At 72.5% G+C, this 19,035-nt stretch carries 19 protein-coding genes; 10 read left to right on the forward strand and 9 right to left on the reverse strand.

From position 1 onward, the window contains the following. Nucleotides 1-34 precede the first annotated feature (34 nt). From IAI59_RS01155 to IAI59_RS01165, 3 genes are read right to left on the reverse strand one after another with little or no spacing between them, the layout of a single operon-like run. The gene (locus IAI59_RS01155; RefSeq protein ID WP_207419341.1) at nt 35-1,060 is read right to left on the reverse strand and encodes a glycosyltransferase; all 1,026 of its coding nucleotides are present in this window, start codon (nt 1,058-1,060) and stop codon (nt 35-37) included. Continuing rightward, entirely contained in the window at nt 1,060-2,088 is a 1,029-nt protein-coding gene (locus IAI59_RS01160; RefSeq protein WP_207419342.1) for a glycosyltransferase, read from the reverse strand. Before IAI59_RS01160 ends, IAI59_RS01155 begins: the two co-directional genes overlap by 1 nt. After that, nucleotides 2,085-3,290, reverse strand: coding sequence for a glycosyltransferase (locus IAI59_RS01165; protein WP_272874683.1), 1,206 nt, complete (start codon nt 3,288-3,290; stop codon nt 2,085-2,087). The genes IAI59_RS01160 and IAI59_RS01165 overlap by 4 nt, the downstream gene beginning before the upstream one ends. 209 nt (nt 3,291-3,499) lie before the next feature. Between IAI59_RS01165 and IAI59_RS01170 the strand changes: the two genes are divergently transcribed. From IAI59_RS01170 to IAI59_RS01180, 3 genes are read left to right on the forward strand one after another with little or no spacing between them, the layout of a single operon-like run. Continuing rightward, on the forward strand, nt 3,500-4,429 hold the full coding sequence (locus IAI59_RS01170) for a diacylglycerol/lipid kinase family protein (protein WP_207419343.1): 930 nt from the start codon (nt 3,500-3,502) through the stop codon (nt 4,427-4,429). Nucleotides 4,430-4,431: 2 nt separating this feature from the next. Further along, the gene (locus IAI59_RS01175; RefSeq protein ID WP_207419344.1) at nt 4,432-5,238 is read left to right on the forward strand and encodes an inositol monophosphatase family protein; all 807 of its coding nucleotides are present in this window, start codon (nt 4,432-4,434) and stop codon (nt 5,236-5,238) included. Beyond that, nucleotides 5,220-5,939: an SDR family NAD(P)-dependent oxidoreductase gene (locus tag IAI59_RS01180; RefSeq protein WP_237181169.1), complete on the forward strand. Its 720-nt coding sequence runs from the start codon at nt 5,220-5,222 to the stop codon at nt 5,937-5,939. The genes IAI59_RS01175 and IAI59_RS01180 overlap by 19 nt, the downstream gene beginning before the upstream one ends. Before the next feature lie 86 nt (nt 5,940-6,025). Here the strand turns inward: IAI59_RS01180 and IAI59_RS01185 are convergent, their stop codons facing one another. The 5 genes from IAI59_RS01185 to glk form a co-directional block, all read right to left on the reverse strand. Next, the gene (locus tag IAI59_RS01185; RefSeq protein ID WP_207419345.1) at nt 6,026-6,742 is read right to left on the reverse strand and encodes an ABC transporter permease; all 717 of its coding nucleotides are present in this window, start codon (nt 6,740-6,742) and stop codon (nt 6,026-6,028) included. 160 nt (nt 6,743-6,902) lie between these two features. Then, nucleotides 6,903-7,808 (reverse strand): ABC transporter ATP-binding protein, encoded by a 906-nt coding sequence (locus IAI59_RS01190; RefSeq protein WP_207419346.1) that lies wholly within the window; start codon nt 7,806-7,808, stop codon nt 6,903-6,905. Next, nucleotides 7,805-9,019 carry an ABC transporter permease subunit gene (locus IAI59_RS01195; protein ID WP_237181170.1) on the reverse strand — a complete coding sequence of 405 codons (1,215 nt, stop codon included), beginning with the start codon at nt 9,017-9,019 and terminating at the stop codon, nt 7,805-7,807. Before IAI59_RS01195 ends, IAI59_RS01190 begins: the two co-directional genes overlap by 4 nt. A gap of 4 nt (nt 9,020-9,023) precedes the next feature. Further along, nucleotides 9,024-9,965, reverse strand: a complete 942-nt coding sequence (gene osmF / locus IAI59_RS01200; protein WP_207419347.1) for a glycine betaine ABC transporter substrate-binding protein OsmF — start codon at nt 9,963-9,965, stop codon at nt 9,024-9,026. A gap of 187 nt (nt 9,966-10,152) precedes the next feature. Beyond that, nucleotides 10,153-11,118 (reverse strand): glucokinase, encoded by a 966-nt coding sequence (gene glk / locus IAI59_RS01205; RefSeq protein WP_207419348.1) that lies wholly within the window; start codon nt 11,116-11,118, stop codon nt 10,153-10,155. Nucleotides 11,119-11,235: 117 nt separating this feature from the next. On the opposite strand from glk, the gene zwf reads away from it, so the two are divergent. Beyond that, nucleotides 11,236-12,720 carry a glucose-6-phosphate dehydrogenase gene (zwf, locus tag IAI59_RS01210; RefSeq protein WP_207419349.1) on the forward strand — a complete coding sequence of 495 codons (1,485 nt, stop codon included), beginning with the start codon at nt 11,236-11,238 and terminating at the stop codon, nt 12,718-12,720. Nucleotides 12,721-12,816: 96 nt separating this feature from the next. After that, complete coding sequence (locus IAI59_RS01215) at nt 12,817-13,122, forward strand: hypothetical protein (protein WP_207419350.1); 306 nt, start codon at nt 12,817-12,819, stop codon at nt 13,120-13,122. A gap of 383 nt (nt 13,123-13,505) precedes the next feature. Here IAI59_RS01215 and IAI59_RS01220 read toward each other — a convergent pair whose 3' ends face one another. Then, complete coding sequence (locus tag IAI59_RS01220; protein WP_207419351.1) at nt 13,506-13,778, reverse strand: HU family DNA-binding protein; 273 nt, start codon at nt 13,776-13,778, stop codon at nt 13,506-13,508. A gap of 205 nt (nt 13,779-13,983) precedes the next feature. Here IAI59_RS01220 and IAI59_RS01225 point away from each other — a divergent pair, with 205 nt between their 5' ends. The 5 genes from IAI59_RS01225 to IAI59_RS01245 are packed head-to-tail and all read left to right on the forward strand — an operon-like array spanning nt 13,984 to nt 19,035. Beyond that, nucleotides 13,984-15,153 (forward strand): ABC transporter ATP-binding protein, encoded by a 1,170-nt coding sequence (locus IAI59_RS01225; protein WP_207419352.1) that lies wholly within the window; start codon nt 13,984-13,986, stop codon nt 15,151-15,153. 1 nt (nt 15,154) lies between these two features. Beyond that, nucleotides 15,155-16,054 (forward strand): carbohydrate ABC transporter permease, encoded by a 900-nt coding sequence (locus IAI59_RS01230; RefSeq protein ID WP_207419457.1) that lies wholly within the window; start codon nt 15,155-15,157, stop codon nt 16,052-16,054. After that, nucleotides 16,047-16,886 (forward strand): carbohydrate ABC transporter permease, encoded by an 840-nt coding sequence (locus IAI59_RS01235; RefSeq protein ID WP_207419353.1) that lies wholly within the window; start codon nt 16,047-16,049, stop codon nt 16,884-16,886. Before IAI59_RS01230 ends, IAI59_RS01235 begins: the two co-directional genes overlap by 8 nt. A gap of 8 nt (nt 16,887-16,894) precedes the next feature. Continuing rightward, nucleotides 16,895-18,175 (forward strand): ABC transporter substrate-binding protein, encoded by a 1,281-nt coding sequence (locus IAI59_RS01240; RefSeq protein ID WP_207419354.1) that lies wholly within the window; start codon nt 16,895-16,897, stop codon nt 18,173-18,175. Nucleotides 18,176-18,180: 5 nt separating this feature from the next. Next, nucleotides 18,181-19,035, forward strand: a complete 855-nt coding sequence (locus IAI59_RS01245; RefSeq protein WP_207419355.1) for a metallophosphoesterase family protein — start codon at nt 18,181-18,183, stop codon at nt 19,033-19,035.

Below are 19,035 nucleotides of genomic sequence, written 5' to 3' on the forward strand. Positions count from 1 at the left end.
TTCGGGGAAGACTTCATTCGTCCCCGGTTTCAGGTCACGCCGCCGAGGCGACCCCGTCCAGCCAGCCCGCTAGCCGCCCCACCGCCCCCGGCGCGTGCAGCGCGCCGATGCGGGCCGGGTCCAGCGCCAGCGCCCGGTCCAGCAGCCCGGGCCAGTCCGCCGCCGCCGGCCATTCCGGCAGCACGCAGGCGGCGCCCAGTTCCGCCAGCCGCTGCGCCTTCAGCGTCTGCTCGCCGAAGGGACGCGGTTCCGGCAGGCAAAGGAAGGGTTTGGCCAGGGCGGCGGCCTCGGCCACCAGCCCGTCGCCGGCGCCGCCCACCAGCACGGCGGCCCCGGCCAGCAGGGGCTGCGGGTCGGCCACCCAGCCGAGCAGCTCCAGGTTGGCGGGCAGCGCTGCATCGCCGGACACGGGGCCGATCACGCGCCACCGCCAGCCCGGCGTGGCGCGGGCGGCAGCGGCCAGGGCGACGGCGTCGCCCCCCGTGCCACCCTGGCCGAAGACCACGGTCACGCTGCGTTCCGCCACCGGCGCGGTGCCGGCGGCGACATCGGTCAGGAAGCCGGCATAGAAGGTCTTTTCCACCACCCAGTCCGGCGTGGCGGGGTCTTCCAGGGCGGCTGGAAAGGGTGCGACCAGATGCTGCGCGGCGGCAAAGGCGTGCAGGTGCGGCGGGTCGTCCCGGCGGCCGGCGAGGCGGAACAGCGCCACGGGCACGGAGCACAACCGGGCCAGCAGCGCCGCCTCGGCGGACACGTCCACCACCAGCAGGGCCGGGTCGGCCTCGCCCATCCAGGCAGCCAGCGCGGCGCTGCGCCGGCGCAGGCCGGAATGGCGCAGCGGCGCGTAATGCAGCAGGGGCGGCGGCACGCCGGGCGTGGCGCCGGGGACGGGCGCGTCGTCGGCGAGGTTCAAGGTGGCGCCGGGTGCCGCGGCCTGCTGCGCGGCGTTGAAGGTGCCGATCAGGGTGCAGGGTGTCGCCATGGCGCGGGCCACCGCCACGGCGCGGCGCCAGTGGCCGATGCCATGGTGATGCACGTAGTAGCCGACCGGCTGCGGCATCAGGCGGCGATGCGCCCGTCGCGGGCCAGGGCTTCCAGCGCGGCGGTGGCGGTGGCGATGGGCGCCTCGGCCTGCGGCAGCGCCGGCAGCAGCGGTTCGGCGCGGGCCAGAAAGGCGATGTCGTTGGGGCAGCCCGCGGCCAGCGCCGCCAGCTTGCCTTCCAGCCGGCGGGCATGGAACAGGGCCCGCAGGTCGGCGCGGCGTTGCAGCAGGGCCTGCCAGAAGGCGGCATCGGACAACAGGTGCGGCGCGCCGGTTTCGGCGATCCGCCGCCATTTCACCATTTCGGTCGCCATGCCGCCGCTGGCGCGGCCGTCCTCGCGGGCGGACACGCGCACAAACACCGCGGGGTCGTGGCGCAGGCGGCCGCCGGCGCGCTCCACTTCGGCCACCAGTGCGTTGTCCTCGCCGCAGGGCAAGGGGGGCAGGCCGCCGATGGCCTCGTAGAAGGGCGCGGCGATGGCCAGGCTGCCGGCGACGTGGTCGCCGTGCCGGGGCGCCGGGTCCCAGGGCAGCGGATCGATGCGGTCGGCCAGGGCCCGCACCGCGGCCCAGTAGCGGGCGACGGTGTCGCGCACCGCCAACAGCCCGGGGGGCAGCGGCAGAGAATCATCCAGGTCGATGCGCCCACCGACGCAGTCGGCCCCCTCCGCCAGGGCCCGCAGCTGGGCGCCGATCCAGTCCGGCGGCGGCAGGGCATCGGCATCGGTGCTGATCAGCGCGCCTTCCGGCTCGCCATCCCGCCGCAGCCAGTCCAGGCCGAGCGCCAGGGCCTGGCGGCGGGCAAAGCCGACATGCGCCTCGTCGCCGAGCAGGCGGGCTTCCTGGACCCGCAGGTCCAGGGCGGGGTGGGCGCTGGCGCGGGCCACGGCGGCGGTCGCATCCGTGCAGTTGTTGGCCAGCAGCAGGACCCGCAGCGGCCGGTCCGGGCCGGCCGCGCGCTGCGCCGCCAGCGCGCGCAGCAGGCGTGGCACCGCCGCCGCCTCGTCCTTGGCGGGAACGCAGACGACGCAGGGCAGCGGGGTCACGGCATCGCCACGGGCGGGCGCGGCGCCTTGGCCACCGGCAGCAGCGCCGGGTGCGGCGCGGCCACCGGGCGGTCCACATGCATCACCGCGCGCCCGGCCACCGGGGCGCTGGACAGCGCCGGGGCCAGCATGCCGCGATACACGGCCTCGTAGCCCGCCACCATCACCGTGGCATCGCAGGTCTGCTCGGCACGGCGGCGGCAGGCGGCGCGGCTCAGGCGGCCGGCGCGCAGAATGGCGTCGGCCAGCGCCTCCACATCGTCGGCGGGTGCGAGGGCGCCGGTGGCGGCATCGACGATCTCCGGCAGCGCGCCGCGCGCGAAGCCCGCGACCGGCGTGCCGCAGGCCAGCGCCTCGGCCACCACCAGGCCGTAGGGCTCCTCCCAGCGCGGCGTGCACAGCGCCACGCGGGCGCGGGCCACCTCGCGCGCCAGTTCGGCGTGGCCGAGGTGGCCGATATACTCGATGTCGCCGCCCAACCGCGGCTGGATCTCGCTTTGCCAGTAGCTGAGGTTGTTCAACGGCCCGGCCACGCGCAGCGGAATGCCGGCACGGCGGGCGGCGTCGATCGCCAGATGGGTGCCCTTTTCCGGCACCACGCGGCCGGACCAGATGGCATGCTCGCCCGCCACCGCGCCAAAGGCGAATTGCTGCAGGTCGATGCCGTTGCGCACCACGGCATCCACCGGCACCACCGGCTGCCAGATGTCGCGCACGCAGCCGGACACGGCGGCAAAGCGCATGCCCTCGCCACTGCGGTCACGCACGCCGGTTTCCAGGGTCGGGAACGGGGGCGTGTGAAAGGCGGTGAGCATGGGTATGGGCAGGCAATGCGCCATGGTCAGCGGCAGGTCGTGCAACGCGGCGTTGTGCACGATGTCGAAGCGCCCCAGGGCCACCCGCTCCATGATCCGGCGGTAGGCGTCCAGCTCGGCCACCCCCACCTGCTCCTCCAGCAACAGGTCGCCATGGCCTTCGCCGGTCGGCGGGCCGCTGGGACACAGGCCCAGCGCCGGGTCCGAGCCTTCAGCCGCGAACAGCGTCACGCGATGGCCGCGGCGGATCAGAAAGCGCGCCAGAAGATGGGTGTGCATCTCCAGGCCGCCGGCGAAGGGCTCCGCGATCGGGTATTTCAGGTGGGCGATCAGCGCGATGTTCAGCGGCACGGAGGGGGCGGCATCGATCAGGGCGACATCAATCATGCAGGGCTCCATTCCGGCGAATCCGGAAACTGACTGGTCAGAAGCCGAGGCAGGTGGCCGATGGGCCGGGAAGGGACGCCGGAATGCCGGCGGAGCCGTGGCAGCTGAGCCAGGAAAACGGCTGGGGCGCCCCCCGGTTGCGCAACAGGTGCCCGGACGGGGACGCACGGGAGGATGGAACGCCTATTGCACCCGGGCGTTACTCGCGCATGAAGACCATCCTGTTCCACAACCCATCCGCCGGCGGCGACGGCGACGCCCCTTCCCAGGAGGACCTGCTGGCCATGCTGCGCCGGTCGGGACTGGAGGTCTCGCCCCAGGACAACCGGACGGAGGACCTGTCCCGCGTCCTGGCCGAGCCGGCGGAACTGGTGCTGGTGGCGGGCGGCGACGGCACTGTCGGCCGCATCGCCACCGCCATGGCCGCCGCCCCGGGCGCCGCGGACCGCCTTCTGGCCGTGCTGCCGCTCGGCACCGCCAACAACCTGTCGCGCGCGCTCGGCTCATGGCCCGGCCCCGGGCACTTCGCCGAAGGCTGGCCGGAAGCCGCCCGGCGCAGCCTCAACGTGGCGGTGGCGGAAGCCGAGGGCTTTCCCGCCCGCCGCTTCGTGGAATCCGTGGGCTTCGGCGCCTTTGCGCGGGCGGTGGAACATGCCGATGAAACGGGCGAGCAGGGCGTCGATGCCGGGCGGGCGGTGTTCCGCCGCATTCTGTCCGGCGCCCTGCCCGGCCATGCCCGCATCATCGTGGACGGAGTGGCCGAGACGGTGGAAACCCTGCTGGTCGAGGTGATGAACGTCGCCTTGTTCGGCCCCAACCTGGTGCTGGCGCCGCAGGCCGACCCGGGCGACGGCATGCTGGACGTGGTGACGCTGCACCCCGACCAGCGGCACGCCATGCTGGACTGGCTGCGCGCCCCCGCCTGCGGCGAGCCGCCCGTGACCTTGCAGCGCGGCCGCAACGTGGTGGTGGAATGGGCCGGCGCGCCGTTGCGGCTGGACGACACGCCGCAGGAACAGGGCGCCCCGCCCGCCCTGGCCTTTCGCATGGCGGAGGAGGCGCTGACCGTCCTGGTCCCTCCCGAATGCCTGTCCGCCCCCCAGGGCGCCCGCGCCACCGCCGAGACGTGCAAGGCATGACCATGACCCCCGATCTTGATGCCATCGGCGCCCTGGCGCTGCGGCTGGCCCGCTTGGCCGGGCAGCAGATGGCCGATTCCCTGGGCCGCCCGCTGGAGGTGTCCTACAAGCCGACCGGCGAGCGCGAGCACAGCCTCAAGGACCCGGTGTCCGAAGTGGACCGCGCGGTGGAAGCCGCGCTGCGCCAGGAAATCGGCCGGCAGTTCCCGGACCACCACATCCTGGGCGAGGAGTTTCCCAACCCGCCGACGCGGCCGGGCGACGTCGTCTGGGCCATCGACCCGGTGGACGGCACCGCCAACTTCATCAACGGCTTTCCGCTGTTCGCCGGCTCGATCGGCGTGGTGCATGACGGCAAGCCGGTGGCCGGCGCGCTGTGGTGCGCTTCCTCGCACGCGCTGCGCGCCGGCGTGTATCACTGCGTTGCCGGCGGTCCGCTGCTGTTCGACGGCGAGCCGGTGTTGCCGCGCCGCAACCCCGAGGTGCGGCGCCGGCTGGGTGGCTTCCGCGATGCCTCGCACCGCTCGCCGCAGCAATGGGAGCCGCGCCGCACCGGCTCGGCCGCCATCGAATGCGCCTTTGTCGCCGCCGGGCTGATGGAGGTGGCGGTGTTCGAGAACCCTTATGTCTGGGACATCGCCGGCGGCCTCGCGCTGGTCCAGGCCACCGGCGGCGAGGCCTTTGTGCGCAATGCCGGCGGCTGGCAACGCCTGGAGCGCTTCGAGGGCGAGGACCTGCGCGCCTGGCAGAAGCCGATGATCGTCGCCGCCCCCGGCGCGGGAGACGCGCTGTGCCAGGCGATGGGCTGAGCAGCTTTCCGCCCGGCGGCCGCGCCGTGGTGGTCGGCGCTTCCGGCGGCATCGGGCGGGCGCTGCTGGACGCGCTGCACCGGTCCGGCGCCTTCGCGGAGGTGGTGGGTTTGTCCCGCCGCGACGGGCAGATCGATCTGGAAGACGAGGCCAGCATCGCCGCCGCCACCGCCCGGCTTCGGGACGGGCCGCCCTTGCGGCTGCTCATCGTCGCCACCGGCTTTCTGCACGACGCCGCGCAGCAGCCCGAGAAGACCTGGCGCACGCTGGACGCCGGGGCCATGGCGCGCGCCTACAGCCTCAATGCCATCGGCCCCGCGCTGGTCGCGAAGCACTGCCTGGACCTGCTGCCGGCCACGGGCAAGAGCGCCTTCGCAGCCTTGTCCGCCCGTGTCGGCAGCATCGGCGACAACCGCGCCGGCGGCTGGCATGCCTACCGCGCCTCCAAGGCCGCGCTGAACATGCTGCTGCGCAACCTCGCCATCGAACTGGCCCGGCGGAAGCCCGAGGCACTTTGCGTCGGGCTGCACCCGGGCACCGTGGATACGTCGTTGAGCGCGCCGTTCCAGGGCGGCGTGGCGCCGGGCAAGCTGTTCAGCCCCGCGCAGTCGGCGGGCTACCTGCTAGGGGTGCTGGACGGGCTGACGGCGCGGGACAGCGGAAACGTGTTCGCCTGGGACGGCAAGGCAGTGCCGCCCTGACACGGCGGGAAAGGCCAGGAGGAAGGGTTCCCCGGAATGGAAACAGGCGAGAAAGGGGTGCGGGGGAGTTCTCTCCCCCGGCCTTGCTAGCGTGCCGGCTCCAGCAACCGCACCGCCCGGTCCGCCAGCAGCGCCAGCCACGCGGTGAACAGCCCGCCTTGCAGCACATAGGCGCCGTTGTTGTTGGCCAGCCCGACGACGATGGGCGTGCCCAGGCATTCCGCCCCCGCCATCGCCCCCACCGCCGCCGTGGCGATGGACAGCACCACCGCCAGCCGCAGGCCGGACAGCACCACCGGCAAGGCCAGCGGCAGCTCGATCTGCGCCAGCATCCGCCACCGCCCCATGCCGATGCCGCGCGCGGCGTCCAGCACCGCGGGCGACACGCCGTCCAGACCCGCCACGGCGCCGCGCAGCACCGGCAGGCAGGCATACAGCACCAGTGCCAGCAGCGTCGGCGCCGCGCCGAAGCCCAACGCCGGCAGGGCGAGCGCGATCACCGCAATAGGCGGCACCGCCTGCGCCAGCGAGAACACCGCGTCCACCAATGGCCGCAGCCGCCGCCCGCCCGGCCGCGTGGCCAGCACGCCGCCGGCCAGCCCCAGCGTCGCCGCCACGGCCACGGCGCCCAGCGACAGCAGCAAGTGGGAGCCCAGCAGCGCGAACCAACTGCGCTGCTCCCAGACCGGCCGCTGCACCTCGGGGAACAGCGCGCCCCACAGCCCGCCGAGATGCGGCGCGGCGGCCAGCGCGGCGAGGAAGGCAAGCGCCTGGAGCAGGACGGAAAGGACGCGGCGGGGCATCAGGCGGGGAGAAGGTCGGGGGAAAGAATTGCCCCGAGCCTCCATCCTCTTTCTGATGTGTTTTCGGACGGCGCCCCGTCACCACGGCCGCCCCCGACAAACGGATAAAAAGAAGATAGGGGCTTGGGGGAATTCATTCCCCCGACCTTTGCAGCCGCTATCATGCCGCGCCCAGCACGTCGGAAAGGTACAGGCTCCCGCCCCCGGCCACCGCCACCCGGTCCGTGCCGTTTTCCAGCATCAGCATCAGCGCCTGCTTCATCGTGGCGCCGGCCGGCAGCGCCGGGCCGCCGGCCTCGCCGGGGGCGCCCACCGCCGGCAAGGTGCCGAGGCGGTGGAAGGCCAGGCTCTGCTCGCCGAACAGGTGGCGCACCACCGGGCCGGCGTCGTGCGCCAGCACGCGGGCGGGCGGGCCGTGGGCGATCAGCCGGCCGTCCTGCATCACCGCCAGCTCGTCGGCCAGCAGCAGCGCTTCCTCGACGTCGTGGGTGACAAAGAGGATGGTCTTGCCGGTTTCGGCGTGGATGGTGCGCAGCGCCGCCTGCAGCCCGCGGCGGATGCCGGGGTCCAGCGCCGAGAAAGGCTCGTCCATCAGCAGCACGGGCGGGTTGGCGGCCATCGCGCGGGCGAGGCCGACGCGCTGCGCCTGTCCGCCGGACAGCTCGTGCGGCATGCGGTCGCGGTATTGCGTGGGCGCAAGGCCGACGAGGTCCAGCAGCGCGTCGACGCGGGCAGCGGTGCGGGTGTCGTCCCAGCCCAGCAGGCGGGGGACGGTGGCGACGTTGCGCGCCACGCTCCAATGCGGAAACAGGCCGACCGACTGGATGACGTAGCCGATGCCGTGGCGCAGCGCCTGCTCCGGCACCTGGGACACGTCCTGCCCGTCCAGCATGACGCGCCCGGCATCGGGCAGCACCAGGCGGTTGACCATGCGCATCAGCGTGGATTTGCCGGAACCGGATTCGCCCAGCAGCACGCAGATGCGCCCGCGTGCCACCTCCAGGCTCACGGCATCGACCACGCGGCGCTCGCCATAGCGCTTGGTGGCGGTGTCAAAGCGGATCATGCGCGGCCGCCCGCCGGCATCAGCGCGGCCTGGACAGCGGCCAGCGCGGCATCGACGGCCAGGGACAGGCCGACCACCGGCAGCACGCCCAGCAGGATCAGGTCGGCCGCCAGCTGGCCGATGCCCTGGAACACGATGGCGCCCAGCCCGCCGGCGCCCACCAGCGCCGCCAGCGTCGCCAGCCCCACCGCCTGCACGGCGGCCACGCGCAACCCGCCCAGCATGGCGCCGAGGCCGAGCGGCAGGCGCAGCAGCCGCAGGATCTCGCGCTCGCTCATGCCCTGGCCGCGGGCGGCGTCCAGCAGCGCGGGCGGCGCCTGGCGCAGGCCGGCCAAAAGCCCGGCGGCCAGTGGCAGCAGCAGGTAGCAGGCGATGCCGAGCACGGCCGGCGCCGGCCCGATGCCGCCGATGCCCGCCGCGCGCAAGGCCGGATAGGCCGTGGACAAGGCCGCCAGCGGGGCCATCAGCAGGCCGAACAACGCGATGGAGGGCACCACCTGCAGGCCGTTGGCCACCGTCATCAGCGCCGCTTCCAGCCTGGGGCGGCGCAGGGCCAGCAGGGCCAGCGGCACCGCGACGGCAGCGGCCAGCACCAGCGCGCCCGCCGCCAGCAGCGCGTGCCGCCCCAGCGCCGCGCGCAGCTCCGGGCCGCGCGACGCCGCTTCCTGCAGGATGGACAGGCGGTCCAGCACGCCCAGCATCACCAGCAGCGCCACGCCGGGGATGGCCACGGCCAGAAAGCGCAACGGACTGGCGCCGCCGGCCTCGCGCCCTGCCGCGCAGCTGCCGCCCGCCAGCAGCAATGCCAGCGCGGCGGCCCAGACGCCGGCCGCGGGGGTGGCGCGGGCCAGCCGCGCGGCGCCTTCCAGCGCCGCGCCGGCGCCCAGCCCCACGGTCGCGACCAGGGCCACCAGTGCCAGCCCGGCGGCGGCCTCCGCCCAGGGCAGCAGCGCGCGGCGGCGGGCCAGCAATGCGACGCCCAGGCAGGACAGCAGGAACAGCCCGAGCGGCAGCGCCACCGCCGCCGTGGGCAACGCCGCGGCGCGGGGCGACACCAAGCGATTGGGCGCCACCGACAGCCAGCCCAGCAGGAAAGGCAGCGCCGCCGCGAAAGCGGCGAGCAGGGCGGCGGCCGTCGCCTCGCGCGGCACGGTCAGGGACGGAGGAACCGTGGGGGCGCTGGCCAGCGCCGCCGGCCGGGCAATGGCCACCGGGCTAGCCGATGCCCAGGGTCCGCAGGTGCGCCTTGGCCACGTCGCGGGCGTTCTGGCCTTCGACCACGATCCTGGCGTTGAGCCCTTGCAGGCCCGTCAGCGTCAGGGACTGGAACACCGGGTCCAGCCAGGTGGCGAGTTGCGGCTGCGCCTCGGCCACCGGGGCCCGCACGGTGGGGGCGGGCTGGTAGACCATCTGCGCGCCCTTGGGGTCGGCCAGCACCAGCAGGTCCAGGGCGGCGATGGCGCCGTCGGTGCCGTAGACCATGGCGGCGTTGACGCCGTTCAGCTTTTCGGCGGCGGCGCGCATGGTCACCGCCGTGTCGCCGCCGGACAGCACCAGCAGGTTGGCCGGCGCCAGCTTGAAGCCGTAGGTGGACTGGAAGGCCGGCAGCGCGGCAGGGCTTTCCACGAATTCGGCCGAGGCCGCCAGCTTGAAGCCGGTCCAGCCGCCGTTCACCAGCCGCGCCAAGTCTTCCAGGCTGGCCAGCGTTTGCCCGGCGGGCGCGGAATCCTTGCGGATGGCGATGGCCCAGGTGTTGTTCGCGCTGGCCGGCTTCAGCCAAACCACCTTGTTGCGCTCGGCATCCAGCGCACGGACCTTTTCGTAGGCCTGTGCCGGGTCACGCCAGGCGGGGTCGCTTTCCTGGTTGAAGAAGAAGGCGCCGTTGCCGGTGTATTCCGGGTAGATGTCCACCTCGCCGGCCAGCAGCGCGCCGCGCACGATGCGCGTAGGGCCCAGCTGCAGGCGGCGGGACACGGACACGCGGTTGGCTTCCAGCACCTGGGCGATCATCTCGCCCAGCAGCGCGCTTTCCGTATCCAGCTTGGAAGACACGGTGACGGCGCGCCCCTGCGCGACAGCGAAGCGCGGCAAAGTGGCGGCCAGCGCCAAGCCGGCAGTGGCCTGCAGCAGAACGCGACGGGAAAGAATGTTGGGCATGGGCCGGCTCTCCGCGAAACAGTGCCGGCGGTTGCCCCCGCAAGCCGGGGCATGAACGCAGGCGCCGGCGAGTCGTTGCAAGGACGGCGGGCGAGGACGCGAATCGTGCTGGAGACGCGGGCGGCATGCTTCCGTGGCGGCACGCCGCGGGGCAGCAGGCAAAGCGGCCGCTCCCCGGCCGTTTCCGCTACTCCTCGGCCGCGAAGGCCGCCGCTGCGCCGAACAGCCCCGGCTGGGGGTGGCCCGCCAGCCGCACGGGGATGGATTGCATCATCGCCTCGAACCGCCCCTTGGCCGCGAAGCGCGCGGCAAAGCCGGACCGCGGCAGCACCGCATCGATGCGCGGGCTGATGCCGCCGGCCAGCACCACGGCGTTGGCGCCCTGGGCCAGTGCCAGGTCGCCCGCCACGGCGCCGAAGCAACGGCAGAAATGGTCCAGCGCCGCCATGGCCAGCGGTTCGGTGCCGGCCAGGGCCGCGTCCCACACCGCGCGGTCGCCGCGCGGCGCGGCCTGGATGCCCTGCTCGTCCAGCAGCGTCTCGTAGATCGCCAGCAGGCCGGGGCCGGACACCACGCGCTCGGCCGACACGCGGCCAAAGCGGGCGCGCAGCCGGTGCGCCAGGCGGTCCTCGAAGGCATCGGTCGGCACAAAGCCGGCATGGCCGCCTTCGGTGGGGATCACCCGTGCTGAGCCGCCCCGCTTCACCACCATGGCGACGCCGAGGCCGGTGCCGGGGCCGATCACGGTGAACACGCCATCCTCCGGCATCGGCCCGGCGGGGCCGCACACGGGGGTCAGGTGGTCCGGCGCCGCCTGCGCCACGGCATGGCCCACGGCGGCGAAGTCGTTCAGCAGGATGCAGCGGTCCACGTCCAGCTCGGCGGCCAGCGTGTCGGTATGCAGCGTCCAGGGGTTGTTGGTCAGTTGCAGCGCCCCGGGGCTGACCGGGCAGGCCACGGCCAGCGCCGCCTGCCGCGGCAGGACGCGCCCTGCGGTCCTGGCGAACGCGGCCCAGGCGGCGGCAAGGCCCGCATGGTCGGCGGTGCGCAGCACCACGGCCTCGCCCAGGCGCGCCACGCGGCGGCCGCTCAGCTCCGCCAGCGCGAAGCGGGCATGGGTGCCGCCGATATCCACCACCACGATCTCGCTCATCCGCCGCTCCCCACCTGCCGGGCCACGCGCCTAGCAGAGCCGGGCGGCGTCCGCCACTTTCCATCCACCCCGCCCGCCCGCATGCTGCGCCACCACCGCCAGCGAGTGCCTTTCCCCATGGTTTCCCGCATTCTGCCCGTGCAGCCCTTCGACTACGTGGTGTTCGGCGCCACCGGCGACCTGACCATGCGCAAGCTGCTGCCGGCGCTGTACAGCCGCTTTCGCGACGGGCAGTTCGGCACCGACAGCCGCGTGATCGCCGCCGCGCGCAGCGAGATGGACACGGCCGAATACCGTGAGCGCGCCGAGGCCGCGCTGCGCGCACATATCCCCGGCCACGACCGCACCGACCAGAGCGTGGCCGCCTTTCTGGCGCTGCTGAGCTACGCGGCGGTGGACGGCGCGGGCGAGGACGGCTGGGCCGCTCTGCTCGCCACCCTGGCGGAGCGCGAAGGGCAGGTGCGGGTGTTCTACCTGGCCACGGCGCCGGCGCTGTACGGCAGCATCTGCGAGCGGCTGGCGGCGCATGGCGCGATCGACGGGCGGTCCCGCGTGGTGCTGGAAAAGCCGCTGGGGCACGACCTCGCCTCGGCGCGTGCCATCAACACCGCGGTGGGCGCCGTGGTGCCGGAAGCGCAGATCTTCCGCATCGACCACTACCTGGGCAAGGAAACGGTGCAGAACCTGCTGGCGCTGCGCTTCGCCAACCCGATCTTCGAGCGGCTGTGGAACGCCGACGTCATCGACCATGTGCAGATCACGGTGGCCGAGACGGTGGGGGTGGAGCAGAGGGCCGGCTACTACGATACCTCCGGCGCTTTGCGCGACATGGTGCAGAACCACATCCTGCAGCTGCTGTGCCTGCTGGCCATGGAGCCGCCCGCCTCGCTGGACGCGGACGCGGTGCGCGACGAGAAGCTCAAGGTGCTGCGCGCGCTGCGGCGCATCCGCCCGGGCGAGGTCGCGGCGCAGTCGGTGCGCGGGCAATACGTGGCGGGCGCCGTGGGCAGCCAGCCGGTGCCGGGCTACCTGACCGAGCTCGCCGCCCAGGGCGGCAGCGGCGGCAGCACCACGGAAACCTTTTTCGCCATGCGCGCGCAGGTGGACAGCTTCCGCTGGGCCGGCGTGCCCTTCTACCTCCGCACCGGCAAGCGGCTGCCGCGCAAGGTCAGCGAGATCGTGGTGCAGTTCCGCACGCCCCCCTTCTCGCTGTTCCCGGCCGGGGCGCATGGCCCGTCGGAGCCCAACCGCCTGCTGATCCGCCTGCAGCCGCAGGAAGGCATGCGGCTGGAGATGATGACCAAGGACCCCGGCCCCGGCGGGCTGCGGCTGCGCCCCACCGGGCTCGACATCTCCTTCGAGGAAACCTTCGGCCAGCGCTTTCCCGATGCCTATGAGCGGCTGCTGATGGACGTGGTGCGCGGCAACCAGACCCTGTTCATGCGGCGCGACGAGGTGGAGGCGGCCTGGGACTGGGTGCAGCCGCTGCTGGATTCCTGGGCCGACAGCGCCGAGCCCCCCCGCCCCTACGCCGCCGGCGCCTGGGGCCCCACCGCCGCGATCGCGCTGATCGAGCGCGACGGGCGCACCTGGTACGAATAGCGCACCCCCGCCCCTGGCATTCCGCAGTGGTGGACGGCGCAAACGATCGCTAAAGGCGGGCGTTCACGTCTTATCACTGCCGCGAAAGCCCTGCACATGTACACGCTCGAGATCGGTGGCCAGCCCACCGCCATCATGAACGCCGACGAGGCCGATGCCCGCGCCATTCTGGAGGCCGACGGCTTTCTGGACGACCTCAAGACCCTGACCACCGAGGGCAAGCCCATCTGGGACGGCAAGGCTCCGCTCAACCTGCGCGCCTCCACCGAGGACGAAGTGGCCGAGTTCGAGGCCAGCGAGGACGAGGACGAGGAGGAAGAAGAGGACGAGGACTCCGCCACCGTCCTGTTCCTGGTTCCGCTGGACGACGACGAGGAAGACGAGGACGACGAAGAGGCCTGAGGCCCCGTCCGGGGAAAGCCACCGGCTTTCCCCCTCCACGCCTGCTGTCGTGGGGCATCCGCTGAAATAGCGGTCCCCCGGCATTCCGCCCCTTGTGGCGGGGGCGGCGCGATCCCAGCTTTCTGTCAGCAGCAACAACAGAAAGGAGGTGATCTAGTGTCTCATTGTTTGACGTCGGCCCCCGTGGCCCAGGCCTGGATCTCTCTGTCCCTCGCGCCGGCTTGCGCGCGCTGAGATAGGCCCCGCCGGCGCTTGGCGCCGGCCGGTACCAGGCCGGGTCCCACAGGGCCCACAGACAATGCCTGAACGACGGAAGGCCCCGGGGATCGCTCCCCGGGGCCTTCTTCATGTCCGGCCATCCCGGCGGTGCCGGGACCGCGGGATCAGCCCAGGCGGGACTTGAGGTCCTTGGCGGGCTTGAACTTCACGGACTTGCTGGCCGCGATGTCCACTTCCTCGCCCGTGGCGGGGTTGCGGCCCTTGCGGGCGGCGCGCTCGCTGATGGCGAAGCTGCCGAAGCCGGCCAGACGGACCTCGCGGCCCTCGCCCAGCGCGTCGCCCAGGCTGGTCAGCATCGCCTTCAGGGCGGCGTCGGCCTGGTTCTTGGGCAGGCTGGTGGCCGTCGCCACGGCGTCGATCAGGTCCTGGCGGCTCATCGGGCGGTTTTGATCGCTCAAAGGAATTCTCCAACTCATAGAAGCGCGGCAGCAAGGACACGGCTCGGGGGGCGCGGTCAAGACGGCTGCCGCGCTTTCCCCGCCTGCACGCCCCGGTTGTGACCGGAAATCGTCATCTGCATGCCATGCAAGCGTCACCGAACCCCAACAGGAAGGTCACGCAACCCGGTTAAGCAGCCGCCCCATGACGGAATTCACTGGGCATCCACCGCCGGGCGGCATCCACATCCGCGCCGTGGAAAAGCGTTTCGGCCACACGCAGGTGCTGCGCGGCGTGTCGCTGGACATCGCGGCGGGCGAGTTCGTGGCCCTGGTCGGGCCGTCCGGCTGCGGCAAGACCACCCTGATGCGCATCGTTGCCGGCATCGAGCAGGCGGATGCCGGCTCTGTCGCGATCGGCGACCGGGACGTGACGCGGCTGCGCCCGGGCGACCGGGACGTGGCCATGGTGTTCCAGTCCTATGCCCTCTACCCGCACCTGACGGTGGCCGAGAACATCCGAGTGCCGCTGGCGCTGCGCCGGCTGAACGCGTGGCAGCGGCTGCCGCTGCTGGGCGGCTGGATGCCAGGCGCCGCCGATGAGGGCCACCGCATGGACCAGGAGGTGCGCCGCGCGGCCGAGGCGCTGGGCCTGCGCGCCCTGCTGGACCGCCGCCCGGCGCAGCTTTCCGGCGGCCAGCGGCAGCGCGTGGCGCTGGCCCGCGCCATTGTGCGCCGCCCGGCGGCCTTTCTGATGGACGAGCCGCTGTCCAATCTCGACGCCAGCCTGCGGGTGCAGACGCGGCGCGAGATCGTGGACATCCACCGCCAAGCCGGCGCCGCCACCCTCTACGTCACGCACGACCAGTCCGAGGCCCTGACCATGGCCGACCGCGTGGCGGTGATGCAGGGCGGCGAGCTGCTGCAGGTGGCGACGCCCGAGGCCATCTACGCCGACCCGGCCGACCTGCGGGTCGCCACCTTTATCGGCTCGCCCCGCATCAACACCCTGCCGGCCGAGGCGGGGACGGACGGCATGGTGCGCGTCGGCGGCCATCCGGTGGGGCTTTGGGGCGCCCGTCCCGGCCCGCTGACGCTGGCGATCCGCCCCGAGGACCTGCTGCCCGCCGCCACCGGCCTGCCGGCACGGGCCGAGGCACTGGAGTTCCTGGGCGAGAGCCTGCTGCTGCATGCCCGCCACGAGGCCACCGGCACCCCCCTGGTGCTGCGCCTGCCGCCCGAGATGCGGCCGGACCTGCCGCCCGGCGGCAGCGCCTTCGCCCTGCAGTTCGACACCAGCCGCGCGCTGCTGTTCGGGCCGGAAGGCCACCGCGTCGGCGCCAGCGTGTTATCGGGGATGCACGCCCTTGTCTGACATGGCCTTGACGCGCGCCGCCCGCGCGCCCTGGGGCGAGGCGGCGGCGGCCTGGATGCTGTCCGCCCCCGCCGTGCTGGCCTATGTCCTGATGCTGGCGCTGCCGACCCTGGCCACCGTGCTGCTGGCCTTCACCGACTTCGAGCTCGGGGCCACGGGCTTCCGCTGGATCGGCCTCGACAACTTCGCCGAGATGCTGAGCGACCGCGGCTTCGGCATCTCGCTGCGCAACACGCTGATCTATGTGGGGCTGGTGACGCCGGGCTCCATCGCCGGCGCGCTGGCACTGGCGCTGCTGATCGAGGCGGGGCTGCGCGGGCGCACGCTGTTCCGCGCCGTGTTCTTTCTGCCCGTCGTCTCGCTCACCGTCGCGATGGCCGCCGCCTGGCAATACCTGCTGCACCCGACCATCGGCCCGTTGAACGCCATGCTGCGGCTGGCGGGGCTGGGCGCGCCGGAATGGCTTTCTTCCAGCTCCACCGTGCTGGTTTCCCTGGCGGCGATCGGCATCTGGGAGAACCTGGGGTTCAACCTGGTGCTGTTCCTGGCGGGGCTGACCGCCATCCCGCGCGAGTTGTACGCGGCGGCCGAGGTGGACGGCGCGCGCAGCGCCTGGGACCGCTTCCGGCTGGTCACCTGGCCGATGCTGGGGCCGACCACGCTGTTCGTGCTGACCATCACCATGATCCGCGCGGTGCGGGTGTTCGACACGGTGGCGGTGCTGACCCAGGGCGGGCCGAACAAGGCGTCGCAGGTGCTGCTCTACACCATGTACGAGGAAGGCTTCACCTACTTCCGCCTTGGCTATTCGGCGGCCGTGACGCTGGTGTTCCTTGCCATCGTGCTGGCCATCATGTGGCTGCAAACCCAGCTTCTCGACAAGCGGGTCCATTATGTCTGAACCCCGCCCCCCCCTGCTGCGCGATGCGCCGCGGCTGGCGCTGCTGGCGCTGGCCGGCGTCATCATGCTGATGCCCTACATCTGGATGGTCGCCGCCAGCATGAAGCCGCTGGACGAGATCTTCCGGGCCTCGCTCTCGCTTTGGCCGGAACGGTTCTTCGCCATCGAGAATTACGGCAAGGTCTTCGCCACGATCCCCGTCGGCCGCTACCTGTGGAACGGCCTCGTCGTCTGCGGCGGCATCCTGTTCTTCCAGCTGCTGTTCGCCGTGCCCGCCGGCTACGCGCTCGCGAAGCTGCGGTTCCCCGGCAAGGACCTTGTGTTCGGCGCGGTGATGCTGGGGCTGTTGGTGCCGCCGCATGTGCAGGCGCTGCCGCTCTACGTCGCCTTCAGCCAGGTGGGGCTGCTCAACAGCTACACCGCGCTGATCGCACCCTTCACCATCTCCGTCTTCGCCATCTTCCTGTTCCGCCAGTTCTTCCGCTCGCTGCCGGACGACCTGATCCACGCGGCGCGGCTGGACGGCTTCTCGGAACTCGCCATCGTCTGGCGCGTGGTGCTGCCCAATGCCTGGCCCGCCGCCACCGCCTTCGCCATCTTCTCCGTCGTCGCCCATTGGAACGACCTGTTCTGGCCGCTGATCGTCGTCAACGGCACGGACTACGCGACCCCCGCCCTCGGCGTGCTGTTTTTCCGCTCGGCCGAGGCGGGCGACGACTTCGGCGCGTTGATGGCGGCCGCCGTCATCATGACCGCCCCCCTCGTGATCGCCTTCCTGCTGGCGCAGCGCCGCTTTGTCGAAGGCATCGCCACCACCGGCCTCAAAGGTTGAACCTCTCCATGACCCAGCTGTCCCGCCGCGCGGCGCTCGCGCTGCCCGCCGCCCTCGCGCTCCCGGCGCTGGCGCGCGCCCAGTCCGCCGCCACCGAGATCACGGTCCACTACGCGCAGCCCAACATCTACAAGGAAAGCTACGACGCCATCCTCGCCGGCTTCAACAAGCGCGAGCCCGGCATCCGCGTGAACTTCGTCACCACGCCGAACTACGAGGAAGGCGCGCAGCTTCTGTTGCGCCAGGCCGCCACCAACCAGCTGCCGGACCTGTCCTACCAGGGCTTCAACCGGCTGCGCATGTTCGCTGAGCGCGGCGTCGCGCAGGACCTCCTGCCGCTGCTGAAGCAGGAGGCGGCCGACCCGGCGACGCTGGGTTATTCCGAGAACCTCCTGAAGCTAGCTTACTTCGGCAACATGCAGGCCGGCCTCGCCTACGCCGCCTCCAACCCCATCTGCTACTACAACGCCGACCTCGTGAAGCGTGCCGGCGGCGACCCGGACAACTTCCCGAAGGACTGGGACGGCGTGCTGGCGCTGGCCGCGAAGATCGACGCGCTGGGCGATGGCGTCGACGGCCTGTGGTACACCTGGAACGGCGACGACTGGATGTTCTCCGCGCTGCTGTTCGGCCATGGCGGCCGCATGCTCAACGAGAACGAGACGGACGTGGCCTTTGCCGGCCCCGAGGGCATGGCGTCGCTGAAGCTGCTGGAGCGCATGGTCAAGCAGGCCGGCATGCCGAACCTGACCGCCGTGGCCGCGCGCCAGGCCTTTGCCGCGGGCAAGATCGGCATGTTGTTCCAGACCACGGCGCTGGTGCGCGGCACCGCCGCCGCGGTGGGCAACAATTTCGTTCTCCGCACCACCGGCATGCCGGTGATCGACGCCGAGCGCGGCCGCCTGCCCACCGGCGGCGCCGCCGGCATGCTGACCGCCAAGGACCCCGCGAAGCGCGCGGCGGCCATGAAGTTCCTGCGTTATTCCACCGGCCCCGAAGGGCAGGCGATGATGGTCAAGGCCAGCGGCTACCTGCCCTGCAACCAGATCGCCATCGACGACCCGCAGTACCTGGGCGAATTCTACCGGGAAAACCCGCTGTTCGTGGCCTCCGTCAAGCAGCTCCCGATCAGCATCCCCTGGTATGCCTTTCCCGGCACCAACAGCGTGCGCGTGACGCAGACCATGGTCGACAACATGGCGCGCATCGTGGAAAGCCGTGCGACGCCGGAGCAGGTACTGCCCGAGATGGCCGCCGAGATCCGCCGCCTCCTGCCGCGCCGGAGCTGAGCACCATGGCCTTCCGCATTGCCCAGATCACCGACACCCACCTGTCGGAGCGCCACGCCGGCTTTTCCGCCAACTTCGACGCGCTGGCCGAGCATCTCCGCGAATCCGCGCCCGACCTGGTGGTGCATACCGGCGACGTGTCGGCGCATGGCGAGCTGGCGATCGATGACCTGCTGTTCGCCCGCCGCAAGATGGACGCGCTGGGCCTGCCGTGGCGCGCCATTCCCGGCAACCACGACGTCGGCAACGACCCCGGCCTCGGCAACACGCCGGCCGATGCCGAGCGGCTGTCGCGCTGGCGCGCGGCCTTCGGCGCCGATCGCTTCGTGCTGGACGTGCCGGGCTGGCGGCTGATCGGACTGGACACGCTGATCACCACCACCGACCTGCCGGACGCGGACGAGCAGTTCGCCGACCTGGCCGACGCCCTGGCTTCCGCCGGCCCGCGCGCCATCGGCCTGTTTCTGCACAAGCCGCTGTGCGAGGAAACGGTGACGGAAAGCGTCGTCACCTACTGGTCCGTGCAGCCCGGGCCGCGCCGGCGGATGCTGGACCTGCTGCACGCCTTTCGCCCCGCCTTTGTCGCGTCCGGCCACGTGCACCAGTGGCGCGACCGGGGCGTGTCGGAAGGGCTGCGGCAGATCTGGGCGCCGGCGGCGGCCTTCGTCGTCGGCGACACCTGGCAGCACCGCGCCGCCGGCGGCGCCAAGCCGGTGGGCTATGTGGAGCACCTGCTGCACGAGGACGGCCGCCACGAATGCCGGCTGGTCGAGCCGGCGGGCATGCAGGCCCATGACCTGGGCGAGATGCCGGGGATCTACGCGCCCATGCAGCCGGTGGTCGCCACCGCGGCGGAATGA

The organism is Roseomonas haemaphysalidis, assembly GCF_017355405.1.
In the GTDB taxonomy this organism is placed as follows: domain Bacteria; phylum Pseudomonadota; class Alphaproteobacteria; order Acetobacterales; family Acetobacteraceae; genus Pseudoroseomonas; species Pseudoroseomonas haemaphysalidis.

Excerpts from the sequence above, each read along its gene's own strand:
- IAI59_RS01155 (WP_207419341.1), bottom strand. The coding sequence starts at position 1,060 with ATGCCGCAGCCGGTCGGCTACTACGTGCATCACCATGGCATCGGCCAC.
- IAI59_RS01165 (WP_272874683.1), bottom strand. The coding sequence starts at position 3,290 with ATGATTGATGTCGCCCTGATCGATGCCGCCCCCTCCGTGCCGCTGAAC.
- IAI59_RS01170 (WP_207419343.1), top strand. The coding sequence starts at position 3,500 with ATGAAGACCATCCTGTTCCACAACCCATCCGCCGGCGGCGACGGCGAC.
- IAI59_RS01175 (WP_207419344.1), top strand. The coding sequence starts at position 4,432 with ATGACCCCCGATCTTGATGCCATCGGCGCCCTGGCGCTGCGGCTGGCC.
- IAI59_RS01185 (WP_207419345.1), bottom strand. The coding sequence starts at position 6,742 with ATGCCCCGCCGCGTCCTTTCCGTCCTGCTCCAGGCGCTTGCCTTCCTC.
- IAI59_RS01190 (WP_207419346.1), bottom strand. The coding sequence starts at position 7,808 with ATGATCCGCTTTGACACCGCCACCAAGCGCTATGGCGAGCGCCGCGTG.
- osmF (WP_207419347.1), bottom strand. The coding sequence starts at position 9,965 with ATGCCCAACATTCTTTCCCGTCGCGTTCTGCTGCAGGCCACTGCCGGC.
- glk (WP_207419348.1), bottom strand. The coding sequence starts at position 11,118 with ATGAGCGAGATCGTGGTGGTGGATATCGGCGGCACCCATGCCCGCTTC.
- zwf (WP_207419349.1), top strand. The coding sequence starts at position 11,236 with ATGGTTTCCCGCATTCTGCCCGTGCAGCCCTTCGACTACGTGGTGTTC.
- IAI59_RS01215 (WP_207419350.1), top strand. The coding sequence starts at position 12,817 with ATGTACACGCTCGAGATCGGTGGCCAGCCCACCGCCATCATGAACGCC.
- IAI59_RS01220 (WP_207419351.1), bottom strand. The coding sequence starts at position 13,778 with ATGAGCCGCCAGGACCTGATCGACGCCGTGGCGACGGCCACCAGCCTG.
- IAI59_RS01225 (WP_207419352.1), top strand. The coding sequence starts at position 13,984 with ATGACGGAATTCACTGGGCATCCACCGCCGGGCGGCATCCACATCCGC.
- IAI59_RS01230 (WP_207419457.1), top strand. The coding sequence starts at position 15,155 with ATGGCCTTGACGCGCGCCGCCCGCGCGCCCTGGGGCGAGGCGGCGGCG.
- IAI59_RS01235 (WP_207419353.1), top strand. The coding sequence starts at position 16,047 with ATGTCTGAACCCCGCCCCCCCCTGCTGCGCGATGCGCCGCGGCTGGCG.
- IAI59_RS01240 (WP_207419354.1), top strand. The coding sequence starts at position 16,895 with ATGACCCAGCTGTCCCGCCGCGCGGCGCTCGCGCTGCCCGCCGCCCTC.
- IAI59_RS01245 (WP_207419355.1), top strand. The coding sequence starts at position 18,181 with ATGGCCTTCCGCATTGCCCAGATCACCGACACCCACCTGTCGGAGCGC.